This is a genomic window from Cobetia sp. 4B, from assembly GCF_018831605.1.
Taxonomy (GTDB): domain Bacteria; phylum Pseudomonadota; class Gammaproteobacteria; order Pseudomonadales; family Halomonadaceae; genus Cobetia; species Cobetia amphilecti.
The window spans coordinates 3,189,800-3,208,553 of record NZ_CP059843.1 but is presented as its reverse complement, the minus strand read 5'-3'; the positions used below and the strand labels follow the sequence as shown (position 1 = coordinate 3,208,553).

The following is an 18,754-nucleotide window of genomic DNA, read 5'->3' as shown; positions in this document are numbered from 1 at the left end:
GGCCTGGTTTCATGAGGGTTGCATGCCACGTCACGAAGAGATTTCCGATAACGACGATATTCTTGCCGGCTTCGAGGATGACAGCCAGTCACAAGAGCCTTCTTCTTCCGCCTCGGGTGGGCTGGTGCCGAGTGGTGACCAGCTGCCGGAGCGCATCTACCTGCTGCCGATTCACAATCGCCCGTTCTTCCCGGCCCAGGTTCAGCCGCTGGTGATCAACAAGCAGCGTTGGGCCGAGACCATGCAGCTGGTCGGCAATACGCCGCATCATGCTGTCGGCCTGGCCTTCGTCGGCGATGTCGAAGTGGATGAGCTGGGGGTCGAGCACTTCCCCGAGATCGGCTCCGCCGTGCGCGTCCACAAGCCCGAAGACGGCGATGACCAGGTGCAGTTCATCGCCCAGGGGCTGCGCCGCTTCCGCATCACGCGCTGGCTGTCGCGCAAGCCTCCCTATCTGGTCGAGGTCACCTATCCGCGCGAGCCGGTCGATGCCGAGAGCGATGAGGCGCGCGCCTACGCGATGGCGATGATCAACGGCATCAAGGAATTGCTGCCGATCAACCCGCTGTACGGCGAGGAGCTCAAGCAGTACCTCAACCGCTTCAGCCCGCATGAGCCAGGCCCGCTGACCGACTTCGCCGCCGCCATCACCTCGGCCAAGGGCGCTGAGCTGCAGGAGGTGCTGGAGTCGCTGCCGGTGATGGAGCGCATGCAGAAGGTGCTGCCCCTGCTGCGCAAGGAAATCGAGGTCGCACAGCTGCAGACCGAGATCTCCCAGCAGGTCAACGCGCAGATGGAAAAGCATCAGCGCGAATTCTTCCTGCGCGAACAGCTCAAGGTCATCCAGCGTGAACTGGGCATCTCCAAGGATGATCGCGAGAATGACGTCGATACCTTCCGCGGCCGTCTCGACGAGCTCAAGGTGCCGGAGCGGGTTCAGTCGCGCATCGATGATGAGCTCGACAAGCTGTCGGTGCTGGAGACCGGCTCGCCGGAATACGGCACCACACGCAACTATCTTGACTGGCTGACCTCGCTGCCGTGGGGCATCACCTCCACCGATCAGCTCAATCTGGCCCATGCGCGTACCGTGCTCAATCGCGATCACGATGGGCTGGATGATGTGAAGTCACGTATCGTCGAGTTTCTGGCCGAGGGCACCTTCAAGGGCGATGTCGGCGGCTCGATCCTGCTGCTGGTCGGCCCGCCCGGCGTGGGCAAGACCTCCATCGGGCGCTCCATCGCCCAGGCGCTGGGACGCGAGTTCTATCGCTTCTCGATCGGCGGTATGCGCGATGAGTCCGAGATCAAGGGTCATCGCCGCACCTACGTGGGCGCCATGCCCGGCAAGCTGGTGCAGGCGCTCAAGGAGGTCAAGGTCGAGAATCCGGTGATCATGCTCGATGAGATCGACAAGCTGGGGCAGTCCTTCCAGGGCGACCCGGCCTCGGCGCTGCTCGAGGTGCTGGACCCGGAGCAGAACGTCGACTTCCTCGATCACTACCTCGATGTGCGCCTCGATCTCTCCAAGGTGCTGTTCGTGTGTACCGCCAATACGCTGGACAGCATCCCCGGCCCGCTGCTGGACCGCATGGAGCAGATTCGCCTCTCCGGCTACATCGCCGAGGAGAAGATGGCGATCGCCAAGCACCACCTGTGGCCGAAGCTGCTGACCCGCGACAATATCCCCAAGAAGCGCATCAACCTGAGTGACGCCGCGCTGCGTCAGGTCATCGAGGGCTATGCCCGTGAGGCCGGCGTGCGCCAGCTGGAGAAACAGCTGCACCGCATCGTGCGCAAGGCGGCGGTGAAGTTGCTGGAAGAGGAGCTGCCGACCGTGAAGGTCTCGGTCAAGAACCTCGAGGAATTCCTCGGTGCGCCGATCTTCCGTCGCGAGAAGGTCCTGGCCGGCGAAGGCGTGGTGACCGGGCTTGCCTGGACCAGCATGGGCGGTGCGACCCTGCCCATCGAAGCCACCCGGGTGCATGGTCTGACACGTGGTTTGAAGTTGACCGGCAAGCTGGGCGACGTGATGCAGGAGTCGGCCAACATCGCCTACTCCTACACCTTGGCCAATCTCGAGGCCTACGATGCCGAGGCGGACTTCTTCAACGAGTCCTTCATTCACCTGCACGTGCCTGAAGGCGCGACGCCCAAGGACGGCCCCAGCGCCGGCGTGACCATGACCACGGCGCTGATGTCGTTGGCCAAGCATCAGGCGCCGCGCAAGGGGCTGGCGATGACCGGTGAGCTGACCTTGACCGGTCAGGTGCTGCCGGTGGGCGGCATCCGCGAGAAGGTGATCGCGGCGCGGCGCAGTGATATCTACGAGCTGATCCTGCCGCAGGCCAACCAGCGCGATTACGATGAGCTGCCGGAATACCTGAAGGAAGGCATGATCGTGCACTTCGCGGCGCGCTACGCGGATGTCTCGCGTGTGGTCTTCGACAGTGACAGCGCCCAGCGTCATTGAGTGGTGTGTGATCAGCGGCGAGGCGTGAGTGACAAGCGCTGATTGCCAGGTCCTGAGCGCCAGATGCTGAGCGCCAGATGTTGAGCTCAACCAGCGCCGAAGTCAGCCGCAAGACGACAGAGGCCCCGCCTATTGGCGGGGCCTCTGTCGTTTCTGTGCTTTCTGCTGCCTGTGCTTTCTTCTTGCTGTACTTTTTCTTCCTGTGCTTGGGTCTGTCGATTCCGGGAGAGTCTGGGAGAGCGATTGGAAGAGCGATCGGGAGGGTGATCGTGAAAGGGACTGGGCTGGCTAGCTAATGCTCAGGCGGTGTCGAGTTGCTCGAGGACGGCCGCCTCAGCGGCATTGCGACCGACGCTGGCGATGCCGTTGTCGCGCCCGGATTCCGACTTGTACATCTGACTGCGACCGATCTGCTGGCTGTTGGCGGCCAGCAAGGTGAAATAGAAACGTCCGTCCTTGGCGACTTCCCGGGTGAAGCGTTTTTCCTCGACGGCATTCTTGCGCACGGACTCCACGCCGTTCAGGCAGCCGCGCTTGTCGGCATAGCCCTGACTCTGCAGGATCTTCTCGCCGTTGCCTGCCTTCAGCGCAAAGTAGAACTTGCTGTCCTTGCCCCGAGTGATGACGAATTTTCCGGCCATGGGTGACTCCTGTTCCTTTTGGGGTGTCTGGCATTGCCTGATGTGTCGTCCTTCAGTGTAATCAGCGCCTCCCGCCGCAGGCCCACGCTAGAGGCCGCTTCATTCAACGCTTTCGGCGCTTGTCGGCATCTTTCGGGGCTGCTGATGGCGTGGGCGGCGCTATCTGGTAGGCAAGCGGGGGCGGTACATGACAGAATTGACCCTAGGCAGATAGCGTTGACCCATGAGGCACGCGTCTCCTCTGGACACCAGGTGTGCGTACCCCGAGCGGGACGCCGCCTGACCAAAACAGAAGCCGCTCCCGTGCGGAGTGATTCTGCAGCGGATTGCGCAGAAGGGTGGCGTCAGTTTCCTGATCTTGCCAGGCGCAATTCCATGAATCAGTCCCTCTTCGCACAGGAGAGCGGCCACGCATTGAATGAGGTTTACCATGCCAGAGTATCGCTCCCGTACGACCACCGCAGGTCGTAACATGGCCGGCGCTCGCGCCCTGTGGCGCGCCACCGGCATGAAAGATGGCGACTTCCAGAAGCCGATCATCGCCGTTGCCAACTCCTTCACCCAGTTCGTGCCGGGCCACGTCCACCTCAAGGACATGGGTCAGCTGGTCGCGCGCGAGATCGAGAAGGCCGGCGGCGTCGCCAAGGAATTCAACACCATCGCGGTCGATGATGGCATCGCCATGGGCCACGACGGCATGCTGTATTCGCTGCCGTCGCGTGACCTGATCGCCGACAGCGTCGAATACATGGTGAATGCCCACTGTGCGGATGCGCTGGTGTGCATCTCCAACTGTGACAAGATCACCCCGGGGATGCTGATGGCCGCCATGCGCCTCAACATCCCGGTCATCTTCGTCTCCGGCGGTCCGATGGAAGCCGGCAAGACCAAGCTGCTGGATCACGGCCTCGATCTGGTCGATGCCATGGTCATCGCCGCCGATGACAGCGTCGACGACGAGACGGTCGCCGAGATCGAGCGCAGCGCCTGCCCGACCTGTGGCAGCTGCTCGGGCATGTTCACGGCCAACTCCATGAACTGCCTGATGGAAGCGCTGGGTCTGGCATTGCCGGGCAACGGCACCGTGCTGGCTACGCACTCCGATCGTCGTCGCCTGTTCGAGAACGCCGGGCATCGCATCGTCGAGCTGGCGCGCCGTTACTACGAAGGCAACGAAGAGCATCTGTTGCCGCGTGCCATCGGCTCCCGCGCCGCCTTCGCCAACGCGATGACGCTGGATATCGCCATGGGTGGCTCGACCAACACCATCCTGCACCTGCTGGCCGCCGCTCAGGAAGCCGGTGTCGACTTCACCATGTCCGACATCGACAAGCTGTCCCACAGCGTGCCGCAGATGTGCAAGGTGGCGCCGAATACCCAGAAATATCACATCGAGGATGTCCATCGTGCCGGCGGCATCATGGGGATCCTGGGCGAGCTGGATCGTGCCGGTGTGCTGGATACCTCAGTGCCGACCGTCTATGGCGACTCGCTGTCTGCGGCGCTGGAAGAGTGGGATATCATGCGTTCGCCCACTGATGAAGTCGTCGAGTTCTATCGCGCCGGCCCGGGCGGTATCCCGACCCAGACCGCCTTCTCGCAGAGCGCGCGCTGGCCGAGCCTGGATGGTGATCGCGCCCAGGGCTGTATCCGCGATTACGACCATTGCTTCTCGACCCAGGGCGGCCTGGCCGTGCTGTACGGCAACATCGCACTGGATGGTTGCGTGGTGAAGACCGCTGGCGTCGATGACTCCATCCTGGTCTTCGAAGGCCGTGCCTACGTCTGTGAGTCCCAGGATCAAGCGGTGGAAGACATCCTGGCTGACAAGGTCAAGGAAGGCGACGTCGTGATCATCCGCTACGAAGGGCCGAAGGGCGGTCCGGGCATGCAGGAAATGCTCTACCCGACGTCCTATCTCAAGTCCAAGGGGCTGGGCAAGGCGTGTGCGCTGCTCACCGACGGTCGTTTCTCCGGCGGTACCTCGGGCCTGTCCATCGGTCACGCGTCTCCGGAAGCGGCGGCGGGCGGCGCCATCGGTCTGGTCGAGCATGGCGACACCATCCTGATCGACATCCCGAATCGCACCATCAACGTCAAGCTGAGCGACAGCGAGCTGCATGAGCGCCGTGAAGCGATGGATGCCCGCGGCAAGGATGCCTGGAAGCCGAGCATCCAGCGCAACCGTCGCGTCTCGGCCGCGCTCAAGGCCTATGCCTTGCTGGCGACCTCTGCCGACAAGGGCGCCGTGCGCGACCTGAGCAAGCTGGACTGAGAATTGGCTTCAGATATCTGACCCGGTCTCTGAGCAGGTCTCTGAGCAGGCCTCTGCGCTGAGACACCGCGCAAGCCTGTGTGACTCCTGTATGTCTCCTTTGTGAGTACTGAGTGAGTGCTGAGTGAGTCAAACGACAACGGCCACCCCTTGGGGTGGCCGTTGTCGTTGATGGGGATGTGTCTGAAGGGCATCCGCGGCAGGTCGCACACGCGGGAGGCGCCACTCAGGGCAGGTCGGGCGAGGGGGAGCCGGTCGGTGACTGGGGGCTTGAGAAGGTGTCCGTCGGGATGACCGGCTCAAGCTCCAGGAAGCGCACGCGATTGCGCCCCTGGCGTTTGGCCTTCTTGAGTGCGTGCTGTGCGCGCTCGCAAAGCTCGAGCCGGTTGACCAGCGTGAGCGTATCGGGCGCCGGGTGATAGCAGGTCAGCCCGATGCTGCAGGTGACCGGCCCATCGAGACCATGCAGTTCTGCCGTGGCATGGCGGACGCGCTCGGCGAGGATGATGGCGCCGCTGGAATCCGTCTGGCCCAGTACCGCGATCAGCGAGCCATCGTCGCGCTGACTGAGCAGGTCGCTCTTGCGTGTCGCGTTGCGCAGAATGGTGGAGACCTGTTGCAGTGCGCGGTCTCCTGCGGCGCGGCCGTACTGGCGATTGAAGTCGGTAAAGGCATCCACGTTGAGCAGCAGGATCGACAGTGGCTGCCCGTGGCGTGCACTGCGCGCGATCTCACCATCCAGCTGTTGCGCGAAGATCTCCGTGGGCAACAGCTTGTCCAGCACCGACGGCACGGCCGGGCCCGGGGGCGCCATGCTGGCCAGCTTGTGCCGCATGCGGGCCAGGCTCTCCTCGTGGGAGCGTCGCTCGCTGAGGTCCTGGTGCTGGCTGAGAATGACGCCGGAGTGGCTGTCGATCACATCCAGATGCAGCATGACTTCGATGATCTGCCCCTGTCTGCCCAGATAGCGATGCGGCTGCTCGAAGTGGGTGATCTCGCCGGCCTGCATGGCCAGAAGCGCCTCCTGACAGGCCTGCATGTCAGCAGGGTGGGAGACATCCTCCAGCGCGCCACGCTGCAGTTCACTCCTCTCCGTCCCCAGCAGTTGGGCCAGCGCGGGATTGAGACGTGTCCAATGGCCATGGAAGTCCATGATCGCCATCGGGAGCTGGCAGCGCGAGAACAGCAGCTCCATCTCCTGGTAGGCGAGGCGCAGGTTGCCCAGTTCACTGGTCAGCCGCTTGCGCGCATTCTCGCGATCGATCAAGCCTCCCAGCAGGCTGGCCAGTGTCTCGACCAGTGCACGATCGCTGGCGCTGAAATCTGCCGCGCGCGGTGAATTGTCGCCGAAGCAGACGGTGCCGGTCAGACGGCCTTCGGTCCATACCGGGGCGGCGATATAGCTCTGGAAGGGCATCGACTTGAGGGCCGGATGAGCCTCGAGTGCTGGCGTGGTCGTGATATTGGCGTAGGCGATGCAGCCTGCCTGCTCAACGACTTCATTGCAGAAGGTCTCGTTCAACGGTGCGATCGCGCCCTCGATCTTCCCGGGCGGCGGATTGACGGCCGCCATGATTTCATAGCGATTGGCCTCTGCATGGCCGAGGATGCCGGTGGTCATCCCCAGTAGGCGGCAGGCGGTCACCAGATACTCTCTGAGCTGTTCGCTGAAGGTTTCCGCAGGCGCGAGTGTCAGGGCAAACAACGCTTGCAGCTGGGCAGGCCCGAGATTCTCATTGAGGAAGACAGTCGCGGCGGCGGCTTGTGGCGAGAGCTCTGAGGTATCAACTGGACTCGAGTGCCCTGAGGAGGGTGGTCGCGCGGGAGGGGGCGGCAGCATGTGACATCCTTATCTTGCATGTTGCGGGGAGAGGGAATGACCAAAAAAAGAGTATGGCGGCTGGGAGCGATGAACGGGCGTTTTGCCGGGGCAGGAAATCAACTGTTCATATACGTAAGACTGGCGGGGCCTTTCGAGGTGCAATTGGATTGGAGACGCGCCAGGCCGTGACTCTGGTGGTGGTACAAAAGAAACGGGGAGGCCGGTCGATGGCTGATCGACGGCCTCCCCGACAAGTTCTTTCTCTGCCCACCATGCTGCGTCGTCATGCGTGGCAGAGTCTGTGTGCCGCTTGTCCTGTCATTCGTGTCCTGTGCCGTTTCACACCTGGTGTCACCGGTGGGGCAGGCAGGATCCCGCTGTTGTCATGCGTATCGTTGTTGGCTCAGGCGGCTTCTGCCAGCTGAGGTTCCGCTGTCGCTTCCATATCGATGGCTTCCAACGCCAGTTCGATCGAGAACCAGTTGTCGTTCAGCCACAATTCCAATGCTTCATTGCTCATGCACATCGTCCAGTCTCCCCGAGAGTAGTGGCAAGCGCGTGTGTGTCATGGTGTGCTGCCGGTAAGCAGCAATCATCAGTATGGCGTCTCCTTGCCGAGAGCGAATGAAGTTTGCGCGACGATATGATGTCAGCAGCCTTGGATAGCGAAAGCAGGACATCACCCATGGTCAAATGACCATGGGTGATGTCCTGCTTTTCGTGAAGGATGAGTCTCTCAGTCTCGAGAGCTTGCTTGCCGGGAAAAGCCTTTCCTTGCCAAGGAGCGCTTCAGGCTGTTGGCGAGGCGTCAGGCTGTTGGCGTGGCGTCAGGCTGTTGGCGTGGTATCAGACTGAAGGGAGCGAGCCTCAGCGGCGAGTGAAGGAGCGCAGCAGACTGCGAATCAGTGTCCGTCCCAGCTGCGACCCCACGGCGCGCATCACGGACTTGAGCAGGGTCTCCATGACGCCCTGACGCTGTCTGCCGCCTGTGCGCGGGGCGCTTTCGGCCACCGGGCTTGTTTGCTCGGAGTCGCGGCTGGCAGCGGCTTGAGCGCGTCCATCCCGTTCTGTGTCAGGCGGCGTGGTGTCAGGCGTTGCCGCTGGTGTCTCCTTCGGCCGAACCTGGGCCGTCGCCGAGCTCGTCAGTTGCGCCTCGAGACGCTCGTGAGCCGATTCACGGTCTATCACCTCATCGTAGCGACCGGCCAGTGATGAGCTTGCCAGCAGCGCTGTGCGCTCGCTGTCACTCAACGGGCCGATCCGCCCACGTGGCGGCGCGATCAAGGTGCGCTCCACCTGGGTGGGCGTGCCCTTGCTGTCGAGCACCGAGACCAGTGCCTCGCCCACGCCCAGCTCCGTGATCACCTGAGCCGTATCGAGGGCCGGGTTGGGGCGGAAGGTCTCGGCAGCGGTCTTGACGGCCTTCTGGTCGCGCGGAGTGAAGGCGCGCAGGGCATGCTGGATCCGGTTGCCCAGCTGGCCGAGCACGTCATCGGGGATGTCAGCGGGCGATTGGGTCACGAAGTAGACGCCGACCCCCTTGGAGCGAATCAGGCGCACCGTCTGCTCGAGGCGCTCAAGCAATGCCTTGGGAGCGGCGTCGAACAGCAGGTGGGCCTCGTCGAAGAAGAACACCAGCACCGGGCGATCGGCATCGCCGCGTTCGGGGAGGGTGCGAAAGAGCGTCGATAGGAACCACAGCAGGAAGGTGGTATAGAGGCGTGGACTCTGCATCAACTCACGCCCATCGAGCAGATTGATGAAGCCGCGTGTCTGGTCTCCCTCGCCCGTGGTCGCCAGCATGTCATTGATGTCGAGCGCCGGTTCGGCGAAGAAGCGCTCGCCGCCCTGGGTGGCCAGCACATGCACCCGGCGCAGCATGGCACCGAGGCTCTGGGGGCTGACACTGCCATAGCGCTCCTCGAAGCCCTCGCGTTCACGCTCGATATGCTTGAGCAGGCTGATCAGGTCCTTGAGATCGATCAGCTCCAGCCCTTCACGCTCGGCATGATCGAAGGCCAGGTGCATCAGGCCACTCTGGGTGTCATTCAATTCCAGCAGGGTCGACATCAGCTCAGGCCCCATGGAAGCCACGCTGGCGCGCACCGCATGCCCGCTCTTGCCGAACAGATCCCACAGTCTGACGGGCGCGGCCTGAGGCTGCCAGTCATTGATGCCGAGGCTGGCGAGACGTTCATCGACGCGCGGATGCGGGGCACCCGCCGCGGCGATGCCGGAGAGGTCACCCTTGACGTCGGCGGTGAACACCGGCACTCCCATGCGCGAAAACTCTTCTGCCAGCACCTGCAACGTGACGGTCTTGCCGGTACCTGTCGCACCAGCGACCAGGCCGTGTCGATTGGCCAGTGCCCCGGCTAGCGTGATGTGGCCCTTGGGTCCCTGTCCTGCGAGTCCCCCGATCAGCACGTCTGGCATGTGAGTCTCCTGTCATTCAGGTGATGGCGGTGCTTGCAGAGGGAGGTGTGACGACCACTGCCGATGACCGCAGAGATGGGCGATGTCGTGGAATCATAGAGTTACAAAATGTTTCGTTGAGTAAAATACTGCAAGCCATCTTGCGCCGCTTGACGCATGGCGTCAGGCAACCGACGCGCGACAAGCCGCCTGATGAGCGGCCAGCAGCCCATATAGGCGCTAATTAAACGCGAGCCGATATCTCACTCTTGTATAGGAAATCTGGAAGAAAGATATTTTTCTTTCCCTTCTCTGCTTGAAAGTCCGGCCCTGTAGTTCCATATCTTTAGGCATCAGGGCGCATGTGACGCAACACGCCTCGGCAGATTGGCGCTTTCGTCAAGAATGACACCAGCAGGTTCGGGTACAACTCTGGTGACGTTTTTTGAAGAATGCTCCGACAAGCAGCCGACGCGCTAGAGGGTGTTTGAGACATGCGCCGCAAAGATTTGACGCAGTACCACAAGACGTCGTTGAGATAGATAGGAGCGTCTTGTGGAGCCTGGAACTCGAGACATCCAGTCTCGGGGTTCTTGAAGGCTTACCGGCAACGGCCGAGCGAATCATCTGCTCGTCTCTTGCAACAGACCGCTACTGGAGGATGGATCATGAAGAAGCTGACTGCTGCACTTTTCGCGACTGCCCTGGCACTGCCGACCACTGCTGCCTTTGCCGAGCACCACGAATCCAGCAACACCGGTTCCGCCAACACTGGCGCCCACTCCACCAAGGTAGAGGGCGGTACTGCTGCGGGTCATGAAGATGGCAAGGTGCATGATGATACCGAGCGCAACACCGAGAGTGGTTCTGCCAACACCAAGAAGGATTCCATGATGGTGGAAGGTGGCACGGCCCAGTCCGAGTCCGCCAAGCACGGCAAGGTCATGGACAAGGGCGAAGACCATATGGGCGTCAGCCCGGAATCCGGTTCGTCCAACACCGCTGATGGCAGCATGAAGACCGAATGATCGTGTCTTGACGGTCTGGTCTCAGGCCAGACCCGCAATGGATCTTGCGGTGCCTGAACGAGTCGCCAGCACGACCCGCTTGAGCGCATCGCGAGTGAAACGACAAGCCCCCGCCATTGGCGGGGGCTTGTCGTCGTATGGGAGCACGCAAGGCAGGGTTTGAGGGGCAGGAAAGAGGGGGCTGGCCCCTGCCACCAAGCCCCTACCACCAGCGAGGGCTGTAGGTATCTTCCCCGGCCAGCAGGCGTTCGCGGGCCATGAACAGCGCCGCGATCGCGCGTGCCTCGTGGAAGTCCTCACGCGCCAGCAGCGCCGGCAGCTCATCGAGGCGGTGGCGCTCGACGATCAGCGGTTCCGGCTCATCGCCCGGCAGGCGCTTTTCGAACAGGTCGCGCGCCAGCATCACGTTCATGCGGTGATCCATGTAGTTGGGCGCCAGGCTCAGTTCGGCCAGTGGCTCGATGTTGTGCGCGCCATAACCGCATTCTTCCATCAATTCGCGATTGGCGGCGGTCACCGGGTCCTCGCCCGGGTCGATCAGTCCCTTGGGCAGCGTCAGCACATATTGCTCAGGGCCAGCGGCATATTCGCGGATCAGCAGCACGTGGTCGGGGTCGGGCATGGCGACGATCATCACCGCGCCGTGACCGCCGCTCTTGAGGCGCTCGAAGCTGCGGGTGGCGCCATTGGAGAAGGTCAATTCCAGCGCTTCGACGGCGAACAGGCGCGAGCGTGCGACCTCGCGGCGTGAGTCGATCCGCGGCGGCGTCAGCGTGTGGCTGGCGTCTGAATGACTCATGGTCGGGTGAACGGTATCTGGCGCATCATCCATCGCAAGTCCTCGCGAGGCAGTATGAGAAGAGAGAACACTGTCGCTCATCGTGGCAGGCCGCCGCGAGCGGGGCAATCACAAGCCGCCATCACCCCTCGTTGCACATGCGCGCCCGTGGGCCATGCTTTACACTATGAGGCCAAATTTCCCTCTGGCTGACAGAATCCGATGCTTGACTGGAACACTATCGACACCGTGCTGTTGGACATGGACGGCACCCTGCTTGACCTTCACTTCGACAGCCACTTCTGGCTCGAACACCTGCCCAGGCGCTATTGCGAGCTGCACCGCCTCGATGAGGCGCTGCAGGCCGATCTCAAGGCGCGCATCATCAGCGAGTCCGGCACGCTCAACTGGTACAGCCTCGATTACTGGAGCCGTGAGCTCAAGCTCGACGTCGTCGCCCTGAAGCGTGAAGTACAGCATCTGATCGGCTATCGCCATGAGGCCGAGGACTTCCTCGCCTGGCTGCGCGATCAGCCGCAACGCGTGGTGCTGGCGACCAACGCCGACCGCCATGGCATCGATCTCAAGTTCGCGCTGACCGGCATGGGCGACTACTTCGACGCCGTGGTGTCGTCCGCGGATCTGGGCCACGCCAAGGAAGAGCAGGCCTTCTGGCACAAGCTCAACGAGATTGAGCCCTTCGATCCGGCGCGTACCCTGTTCATCGATGACAATCCCCAGGTGCTGGAAAGTGCCCACACCTATGGCATTGCCCATCTGCTGGGCGTGCGTCAGCCGGATTCGAAGCGCCCTGCGCGTGATTTCGAGCGTGTGCACGGCCTGGACGGCTTTGCAGTGCTGACCGAGGGCGCGGGCCCCGAGGTGGCCAATGCCGGAGTCTCGAGCGACGGGGAGGGCAAGGAGGCGTCATGAGCGATCAGGTACGTATCGACAAGTGGTTGTGGGCGGCGCGCTTCTTCAAGACGCGTGGCATGGCCAAGAAGGCCATCGAAGGCGGCAAGATCCAGTACAACGGCGGCAAGGTGAAAACCTCCAAGACCGTCGAGGTCGGCGCCGTGATCGAGGTGCCGCAGGGCTGGGATCGCCTCGTCGTCGAGGTGCTGGCCCTCAGCGACCAGCGCCGTGGCGCGCCCGAGGCCCAGAAGCTCTATCAGGAGACGCAGGAGTCCCGCGAGCGCCGTGAGCGTGATGCCGAGACGCGTCGCCTCGGCAATCAGGGCATGACGCCGCCTCCCGGCCGTCCTGACAAGAAACAGCGTCGCAACATCCATCGCTTCCAGCGCCAGGATGCCGATAGCTGAGCCAGCGCGAGTCACCGCCGGGTGCCTTGGCACCGACCGGCACAATTTCCATACCGATGTGTGTCAGCACATCGTTGTTGGCGGCCTGATATGGGAGCGCTTGTGCGCTCTCTCTTCACGCCTGCCTTGAGGTCCCTCAATGAGCGAACACGACATGCAAGATTCCCATTCCACTGACGATGCGGCCGCGCCGAGCTTCGATCAGATCCAGCGCTTCCTGTTCGATGCCACCAACGTGCGTGGCGAGATCGTCACACTCGACAAGGCCTACACCGAGGTGCTCGATCGTCACTCCTACCCGCAGGCCATCTCGCGCCAGCTGGGCGAGATGCTGGCGGCCGTGGCGCTGCTGACCGAGACCATCAAGCTCGATGGCACCATGACGCTGGAAGTGCGCGGTACCGGTATCGTGCGCCAGCTGATGGCCGAGTCGAACCCCGGCGGCGAGCTGCGCGCCATCGCACGTCTCAGCGATGAGGCGGTGTTGCCGACGGAAGAGTCCAGCCTGCAGGAGCTGGTCGGCCAGGGTCAGATCGTGATCACCCTCGACCCGCGTGAAGGCAAACGCTATCAGGGCATCGTGGCCATCGATCAGGACAGCCTCGCCGGCTGCCTGGAGAGCTACTTCAGCCAGTCAGAGCAGCTGCCGACCCGCCTGTGGCTGATGGCCGATGGCAAGCGCACCGGCGGCGTGATGCTGCAGCAGCTGCCCAACGATGACGCCAACAAGGACCCGGATGCCTGGGAGCGCGTCGTGCATCTGGCCGAGACCCTCAAGGCCGAGGAGCTGCTGACGCTGGAGCAGCAGGATGTGCTGCATCGTCTCTATCACGAAGAAACCGTGCGCATCTATGAGCCCAAGGCGCTGCGTTTCGGCTGCACCTGTTCACGAGAGCGTCTGGGCGCTGCTCTGCACAGCATCGCCGCCGACGAGCTGCGTCAGATCGTCGCCGAGCAGGGCGAGCTGGCCACCCAGTGTCACTTCTGCCATACCCGCTATTCCTTCAGTGCCGCGGAAGTGGAAGCGATCATCGAAGATCCTGACGCCGAAAGCCCCGTCGTGCATTGAGCATTTCCCGACGCGCCGGCGGCTGGCCACGGGGATGATGATTGTCTGACATATCGTCGTCCGTCAGGCGACGGCGCCTGCGCCAAAGTGTTGCAACAATGGGCGTTTCCGCCTGACACCCTTTTTGCCATAATGCCTTGCCAGCACAGGGCCGGATGCCCTGTGCTGGTGGTATCGACGGTGTCATGGCATGCCGTCATGCGCGATCGGGCAGCAACGATCGATCACAAAATAAGCCTGTGGCATGTACCTCGGGCATCTGGCTTCAGCCATCAAGAGAGAGGGCGGCCCTGAGCCGCGGAGACGCGAATGAGCAAGCATCAAGACAGTGCGGTGACCACTCACACCAATCTCAGCAGCGCAGAGCTGATCGAGCTGGCAGTGGCTCGCGGCGAAGGACGTCTGGCCGACAACGGCGCGCTGGTCGTAGAGACAGGAGCCCGTAGCGGACGCTCCCCGAACGACCGCTTCATCGTCGACGAGCCGTCCACCTCGGACGCCATCGACTGGGGCAGCGTCAATCGCCCGTTCAGCCCGGAGCGTTTCGACGCCCTGTGGGAGCGCGTCGAGGACTACCTCGGCGAGCGCGCCAGCTTCGTCTCCGAGCTGCATGTCGGCGCTGACCTCGAGCACTACCTGCCGATCCGCGTGACCACCGAGACGGCCTGGCACAACCTGTTCGCGCGTACCATGTTCGTGCGTCCGGACAGCTTCAATGCCAAGGACAAGAGCGAGTGGACCATCCTCAACGCGCCGCACTTCACCTGCGAGCCACAGCGTGATGGCACCAACTCCGACGGCGTCGTGCTGATCAACTTCGCGCGTCGTCGCGTCCTGCTGGCGGGCATGCGTTACGCCGGTGAGATGAAGAAGGCCATGTTCTCGGTGCAGAACTTCCTGCTGCCGGAAAAGGACGTGCTGCCGATGCACTGCTCCGCCAACGTCGGTGACGATGGCGAGACCACGCTGTTCTTCGGCCTGTCCGGCACCGGCAAGACCACCCTGTCCGCTGACCCGGCGCGTTACCTGATCGGTGATGACGAGCATGGCTGGGGCGAAGGCACCGTCTTCAACATCGAGGGCGGCTGCTACGCCAAGTGCATCGACCTGTCCCAGAAGAACGAGCCGGTGATCTGGAACGCGATCAAGTTCGGTGCCGTGCTAGAAAACGTGGTGCTGGATGACCGTCGTGGCGCGGATTACGGCGATGACCGTCTGAGCCAGAACTCGCGTGCCGCCTACCCGCTGGAGCACATCGAGAAGCGCGTGCCGGAAAACCGTGCCGGTGAGCCGAATGCCATCGTCTTCCTGACCTGCGACATGTCCGGCGTGCTGCCGCCGGTGTCCGTGCTCAGTAAGCAGGCCGCTGCCTACCACTTCCTGTCCGGCTACACCGCCAAGGTCGGCTCCACCGAGATGGGCTCCACCGCCGGTCTCGAAGCCACCTTCTCCACCTGCTTCGGCGCGCCGTTCTTCCCGCGTCCGGCACGTGAATACGCCGACCTGCTGATCAAGCGCATCGATGCCTTCGGCTCACGCGTCTACTTGGTCAACACCGGCTGGACCGGTGGCTCCTACGGTGAGGGCGGCTCACGCTTCTCCATCCCGACCACGCGCGGCATCATCAGCGCGATCCAGAACGGTGCGCTGGCGGACATCGAGACGCGTCACATCGACGTGCTCAACCTGGATGTGCCGGTGCGCGTGCCGGGCGTCGATTCCAGTCTGCTCGACCCGCGTGAGACCTGGGAAGACCGCGCTGCCTACGACAGCAAGGCGCGTGACCTGTCAGCCAAGTTCGTCGAGAACTTCAAGAAGTTCGCCGGCGTGGATGAGGCGATCATCGCGGCAGGCCCGACCCTGGTCTGACGATCAGCAGGATTGATCGCAAGCGGTAAGCAGAAAGCCTCGCCCGGTGTTCCGGGCGAGGCTTTTTCGTGTCTGCTGCTTTTCTCGTCAACAGCTGCTGTCATCACCTGCTGTCGGGTCTGTCAGGCGCTGTCGGGCATGTCAGGGACTGCCACCGGCGGCCAGCGAGCGGTTGGCAGGGCCGTCGAAGGTGTCCTCGGCGACGAGCGCGTGCTGGCCTTGCGTAGCGCCAGTATGTTGCTCGATACCTTCATCCAGCTCAACACCACCACTTTGCTCGAGGCCATGTCGTGGCCCGGACTGGCCTGGCTCAGTGCTGCTGGTCTCGGCGCGTGGTGACGTGCCTTCGTCGGCGGTGTCGGCAAGGCCTTCGGGCGTGCGTTCGGCGACGAAGGGCGCCGGCGCCTGATACCACCAGCGGGTGGTCCAGGCGCGCATCACCCGCTCCGGGTACCAGGTCTTGCCGAGGCTGCCGTTGTAGCGCGCCAGCGCATCGGTGATGTCGCCTTTCTCGCGTTTGAGGTAGTGGGCAAGGATGGTGGCGCCGTAGCGCAGGCTGGTGTCCTGATCGAGCAGATTGTCGTCGGGCTCGCCGATCTCACGCTTCCAGAACGGCATGACCTGCATCAGGCCGCGAGCACCGGCGTGGGAGACAGCAGTGGGTTTGAAGGCGCTCTCGACCTGGATGACGGACAGGATCAGCTCCGGTGCCAGGCCTGTGCGCGTCGCTTCGCGGCGCACCTTGCGCAGCAGGTCGATGCGCGCGGCACGGTCCGGCATGTAGCGCTCCAGGCGCTGCTGCATGCTCAATACCCAGTGCAGGGCATCGATGGGGTCCTCGAAGGCCTCGGGCTCGGCCAAGGCCTCGCGCAGGCTGTCACGCAGCCCCGGCGACAGCCCATGTTCGGGGATCGCGGCGGCGGCCTGCACCGGGGGGCTTGTCAGTCCGGTAGACGCGGCGCTCAGCGTCAGCAGGACAGCGGCCAGCCACGGGCGCAGGCGGCGATGTGGGGTGTCGCCTGCAGCGCCTTTTACGGGCGGCGCTGAAGGGGAAATCGATGAGATGGTCATGCGCAGTCCCTGCGTATCAGTCATGGCGCCATTATGCCGTTACCGCGGCGTTGACGGTAATGGGATGTTCAAGGAAGGCAGATAACGAGACAGCCCGCCCCTCGAGAAGAGGAGCGGGCTGTCTTGGGTACTGCGATAGCGTCAGCCGTGAGCCAGTGGCTCAGGCTGCTCGAGTTCAGCTCGCGCTGCGCTCGGCCAGGAAGTCCAGCAGGCTGTCGACGGAGATCATGGTCGCTTCGCCATCGGTGCGACCCTTGTACTCGTACTCGCCATTGTCGAGACCGCGGTCACCGATCACCAGGCGATGCGGAATGCCCAGCAGCTCGCCGTCGGCGAACTTGTTGCCCGGGCGCAGATCACGATCATCCAGCAGCACGTCGTAACCGGCCGCGGTCAGCTCCTGATAGACGCGCTCGGCGGTCTCGCTGACACGCACGGACTTGTGGGCGTTCATCGGCACGATGGCGACCTGGAAGGGCGCGATGGCTTCCGGCAGCACGATGCCGCCCTTGTCGTTGCCCTGCTCGATGGCAGCGGCGACCACGCGGGTCACGCCGATGCCGTAGCAGCCCATGGACAGCGGCTGCGCCTTGCCGTTCTCGTCGAGCACGGTGGCGTTCATGGCTTCGGAGTACTTGGTGCCGAGCTGGAAGATGTGACCCACCTCGATACCGCGTGCGATGTCGATCACGCCCTGGCCGTCCGGTGACGGATCACCGGCGACGACGTTGCGGATATCGGCGATTTCCGGCAGCGGCAGATCGCGCTCCCAGTTGAGGCCGAAGTGGTGCTTGCCTTCGATGTTGGCACCGGCACCGAAATCGCTCATCAGCGCGACGCTGCGATCGATGATGATCGGCATCTCGAGGCCGACCGGGCCGAGGGAGCCGAAACCGGCACCGACGGCGGCGCGCACTTCCTCGTCGCTGGCCATGGTCAGCGGCTCGGCGACCTGCGGCAGGTGCTCGGCCTTGATCTCGTTCAGCTCGTGGTCGCCGCGCACCATCAGCGCGATCAGACCACCTTCGACGCCTTCGGCCGCCTTGACGATCAGCGTCTTGACGGTCTTCTTGATGTCCAGACCGTGCTGCTCGACCAGCGCGGCGATGGTCTTGGCGTTCGGCGTGTCGACCAGCTGCATCTCCTGGGTCGGTGCCGCGCGCTCAGGCGTCTCGCCCAGCGGTGCCGGCAGTGCTTCACACTTCTCGATGTTGGCGGCGAAATCGGAGCCGGTGGAGAAGGCGATGGCGTCTTCACCGGAGGCGGCCAGCACGTGGAATTCGTGGGAGCCGGTGCCACCGATGGAGCCGTTGTCGGCGATGACGGGGCGGAAGTCGAGACCCAGGCGCGTGAAGATGCGTACGTAGGTGTCGTACATCACCTGATAGGTCTCTTTCAGGGATTCTTCGCCCAGGTGGAAGGAGTAACCATCCTTCATCACGAACTCGCGCGAGCGCATCACACCGAAGCGCGGACGAATCTCGTCGCGGAACTTGGTCTGGACCTGGTAGAAGTTGGCCGGCAGCTGCTTGTAGCTGTTCAGCTCACGACGCGCGAGGTCGGTGATGACTTCCTCGTGGGTCGGGCCGACACAGTAGTCGCGCTGGTGACGGTCAACGACGCGCAGCAGCTCGGGGCCGTACTGCTCCCAGCGACCGGACTCCTGCCACAGCTCGGCTGGCTGCACGGCCGGCATCAGCAGTTCCTGGGCGCCGGAGCGGTCCATCTCTTCACGCACGATGCGCTCGACCTTGCGCAGTGTGCGCAGGCCCAGTGGCATCCAGGTGTAGAGGCCGGAGGTCAGGCGACGGATGAAACCGGCCCGCAGCATCAGCTGGTGGCTGACGACTTCGGCGTCGGACGGGGTTTCCTTGAGAGTGGAAATCAGCAGTTGACTGGCACGCATGGGCTCAGCGATCCCTCGACTTGTCGCTTTGATCGGTACGCTTCGCAGTCGCGAAGCATGAACAGGCAGGTCTTCGGCACGCCTT

General features: G+C 63.2%; 13 protein-coding genes. 7 read left to right on the top strand and 6 right to left on the bottom strand.

The features are described 5' to 3' along the window. Positions 1–22: 22 nt before the first annotated feature. Positions 23–2,473, top strand: coding sequence for an endopeptidase La (gene lon / locus H2O77_RS13240; RefSeq protein WP_084589197.1), 2,451 nt, complete (start codon positions 23–25; stop codon positions 2,471–2,473). Between the two features lie 299 nt (positions 2,474–2,772). Here the strand turns inward: lon and H2O77_RS13235 are convergent, their stop codons facing one another. Next, the gene (locus H2O77_RS13235; protein ID WP_043331370.1) at positions 2,773–3,114 is read right to left on the bottom strand and encodes a YegP family protein; all 342 of its coding nucleotides are present in this window, start codon (positions 3,112–3,114) and stop codon (positions 2,773–2,775) included. A gap of 430 nt (positions 3,115–3,544) precedes the next feature. On the opposite strand from H2O77_RS13235, the gene ilvD reads away from it, so the two are divergent. Next, positions 3,545–5,389, top strand: a complete 1,845-nt coding sequence (ilvD, locus tag H2O77_RS13230) for a dihydroxy-acid dehydratase (RefSeq protein WP_107336223.1) — start codon at positions 3,545–3,547, stop codon at positions 5,387–5,389. A 226-nt stretch (positions 5,390–5,615) separates the two neighbouring features. On the opposite strand, the gene H2O77_RS13225 is transcribed toward ilvD, so the two are convergent. Continuing rightward, entirely contained in the window at positions 5,616–7,229 is a 1,614-nt protein-coding gene (locus tag H2O77_RS13225) for a sensor domain-containing diguanylate cyclase (RefSeq protein ID WP_215823283.1), read from the bottom strand. An 849-nt stretch (positions 7,230–8,078) separates the two neighbouring features. Continuing rightward, on the bottom strand, positions 8,079–9,647 hold the full coding sequence (locus tag H2O77_RS13220) for a helicase HerA-like domain-containing protein (protein WP_215823282.1): 1,569 nt from the start codon (positions 9,645–9,647) through the stop codon (positions 8,079–8,081). Between the two features lie 647 nt (positions 9,648–10,294). On the opposite strand from H2O77_RS13220, the gene H2O77_RS13215 reads away from it, so the two are divergent. Then, positions 10,295–10,654, top strand: a complete 360-nt coding sequence (locus tag H2O77_RS13215; protein ID WP_043331367.1) for a hypothetical protein — start codon at positions 10,295–10,297, stop codon at positions 10,652–10,654. 202 nt (positions 10,655–10,856) lie between these two features. Here H2O77_RS13215 and nudE read toward each other — a convergent pair whose 3' ends face one another. Beyond that, positions 10,857–11,453: an ADP compounds hydrolase NudE gene (gene nudE, locus H2O77_RS13210; protein ID WP_215824606.1), complete on the bottom strand. Its 597-nt coding sequence runs from the start codon at positions 11,451–11,453 to the stop codon at positions 10,857–10,859. Between the two features lie 201 nt (positions 11,454–11,654). On the opposite strand from nudE, the gene yrfG reads away from it, so the two are divergent. From yrfG to H2O77_RS13190, 4 genes are all read left to right on the top strand, one after another. Next, positions 11,655–12,365, top strand: coding sequence for a GMP/IMP nucleotidase (yrfG, locus tag H2O77_RS13205; RefSeq protein ID WP_215823281.1), 711 nt, complete (start codon positions 11,655–11,657; stop codon positions 12,363–12,365). Then, entirely contained in the window at positions 12,362–12,754 is a 393-nt protein-coding gene (locus H2O77_RS13200; protein WP_107336226.1) for a S4 domain-containing protein, read from the top strand. Before yrfG ends, H2O77_RS13200 begins: the two co-directional genes overlap by 4 nt. 154 nt (positions 12,755–12,908) lie before the next feature. Continuing rightward, positions 12,909–13,823: an Hsp33 family molecular chaperone HslO gene (hslO, locus tag H2O77_RS13195; RefSeq protein ID WP_215823280.1), complete on the top strand. Its 915-nt coding sequence runs from the start codon at positions 12,909–12,911 to the stop codon at positions 13,821–13,823. A 309-nt stretch (positions 13,824–14,132) separates the two neighbouring features. After that, entirely contained in the window at positions 14,133–15,692 is a 1,560-nt protein-coding gene (locus H2O77_RS13190) for a phosphoenolpyruvate carboxykinase (protein ID WP_215823279.1), read from the top strand. 141 nt (positions 15,693–15,833) lie between these two features. Here H2O77_RS13190 and H2O77_RS18130 read toward each other — a convergent pair whose 3' ends face one another. Both H2O77_RS18130 and H2O77_RS13180 read right to left on the bottom strand, forming a co-directional pair. Beyond that, positions 15,834–16,763: a lytic transglycosylase domain-containing protein gene (locus H2O77_RS18130; protein WP_215823278.1), complete on the bottom strand. Its 930-nt coding sequence runs from the start codon at positions 16,761–16,763 to the stop codon at positions 15,834–15,836. Positions 16,764–16,938: 175 nt separating this feature from the next. Next, the gene (locus H2O77_RS13180) at positions 16,939–18,669 is read right to left on the bottom strand and encodes a proline--tRNA ligase (protein WP_215823277.1); all 1,731 of its coding nucleotides are present in this window, start codon (positions 18,667–18,669) and stop codon (positions 16,939–16,941) included. Positions 18,670–18,754: the final 85 nt, after the last annotated feature.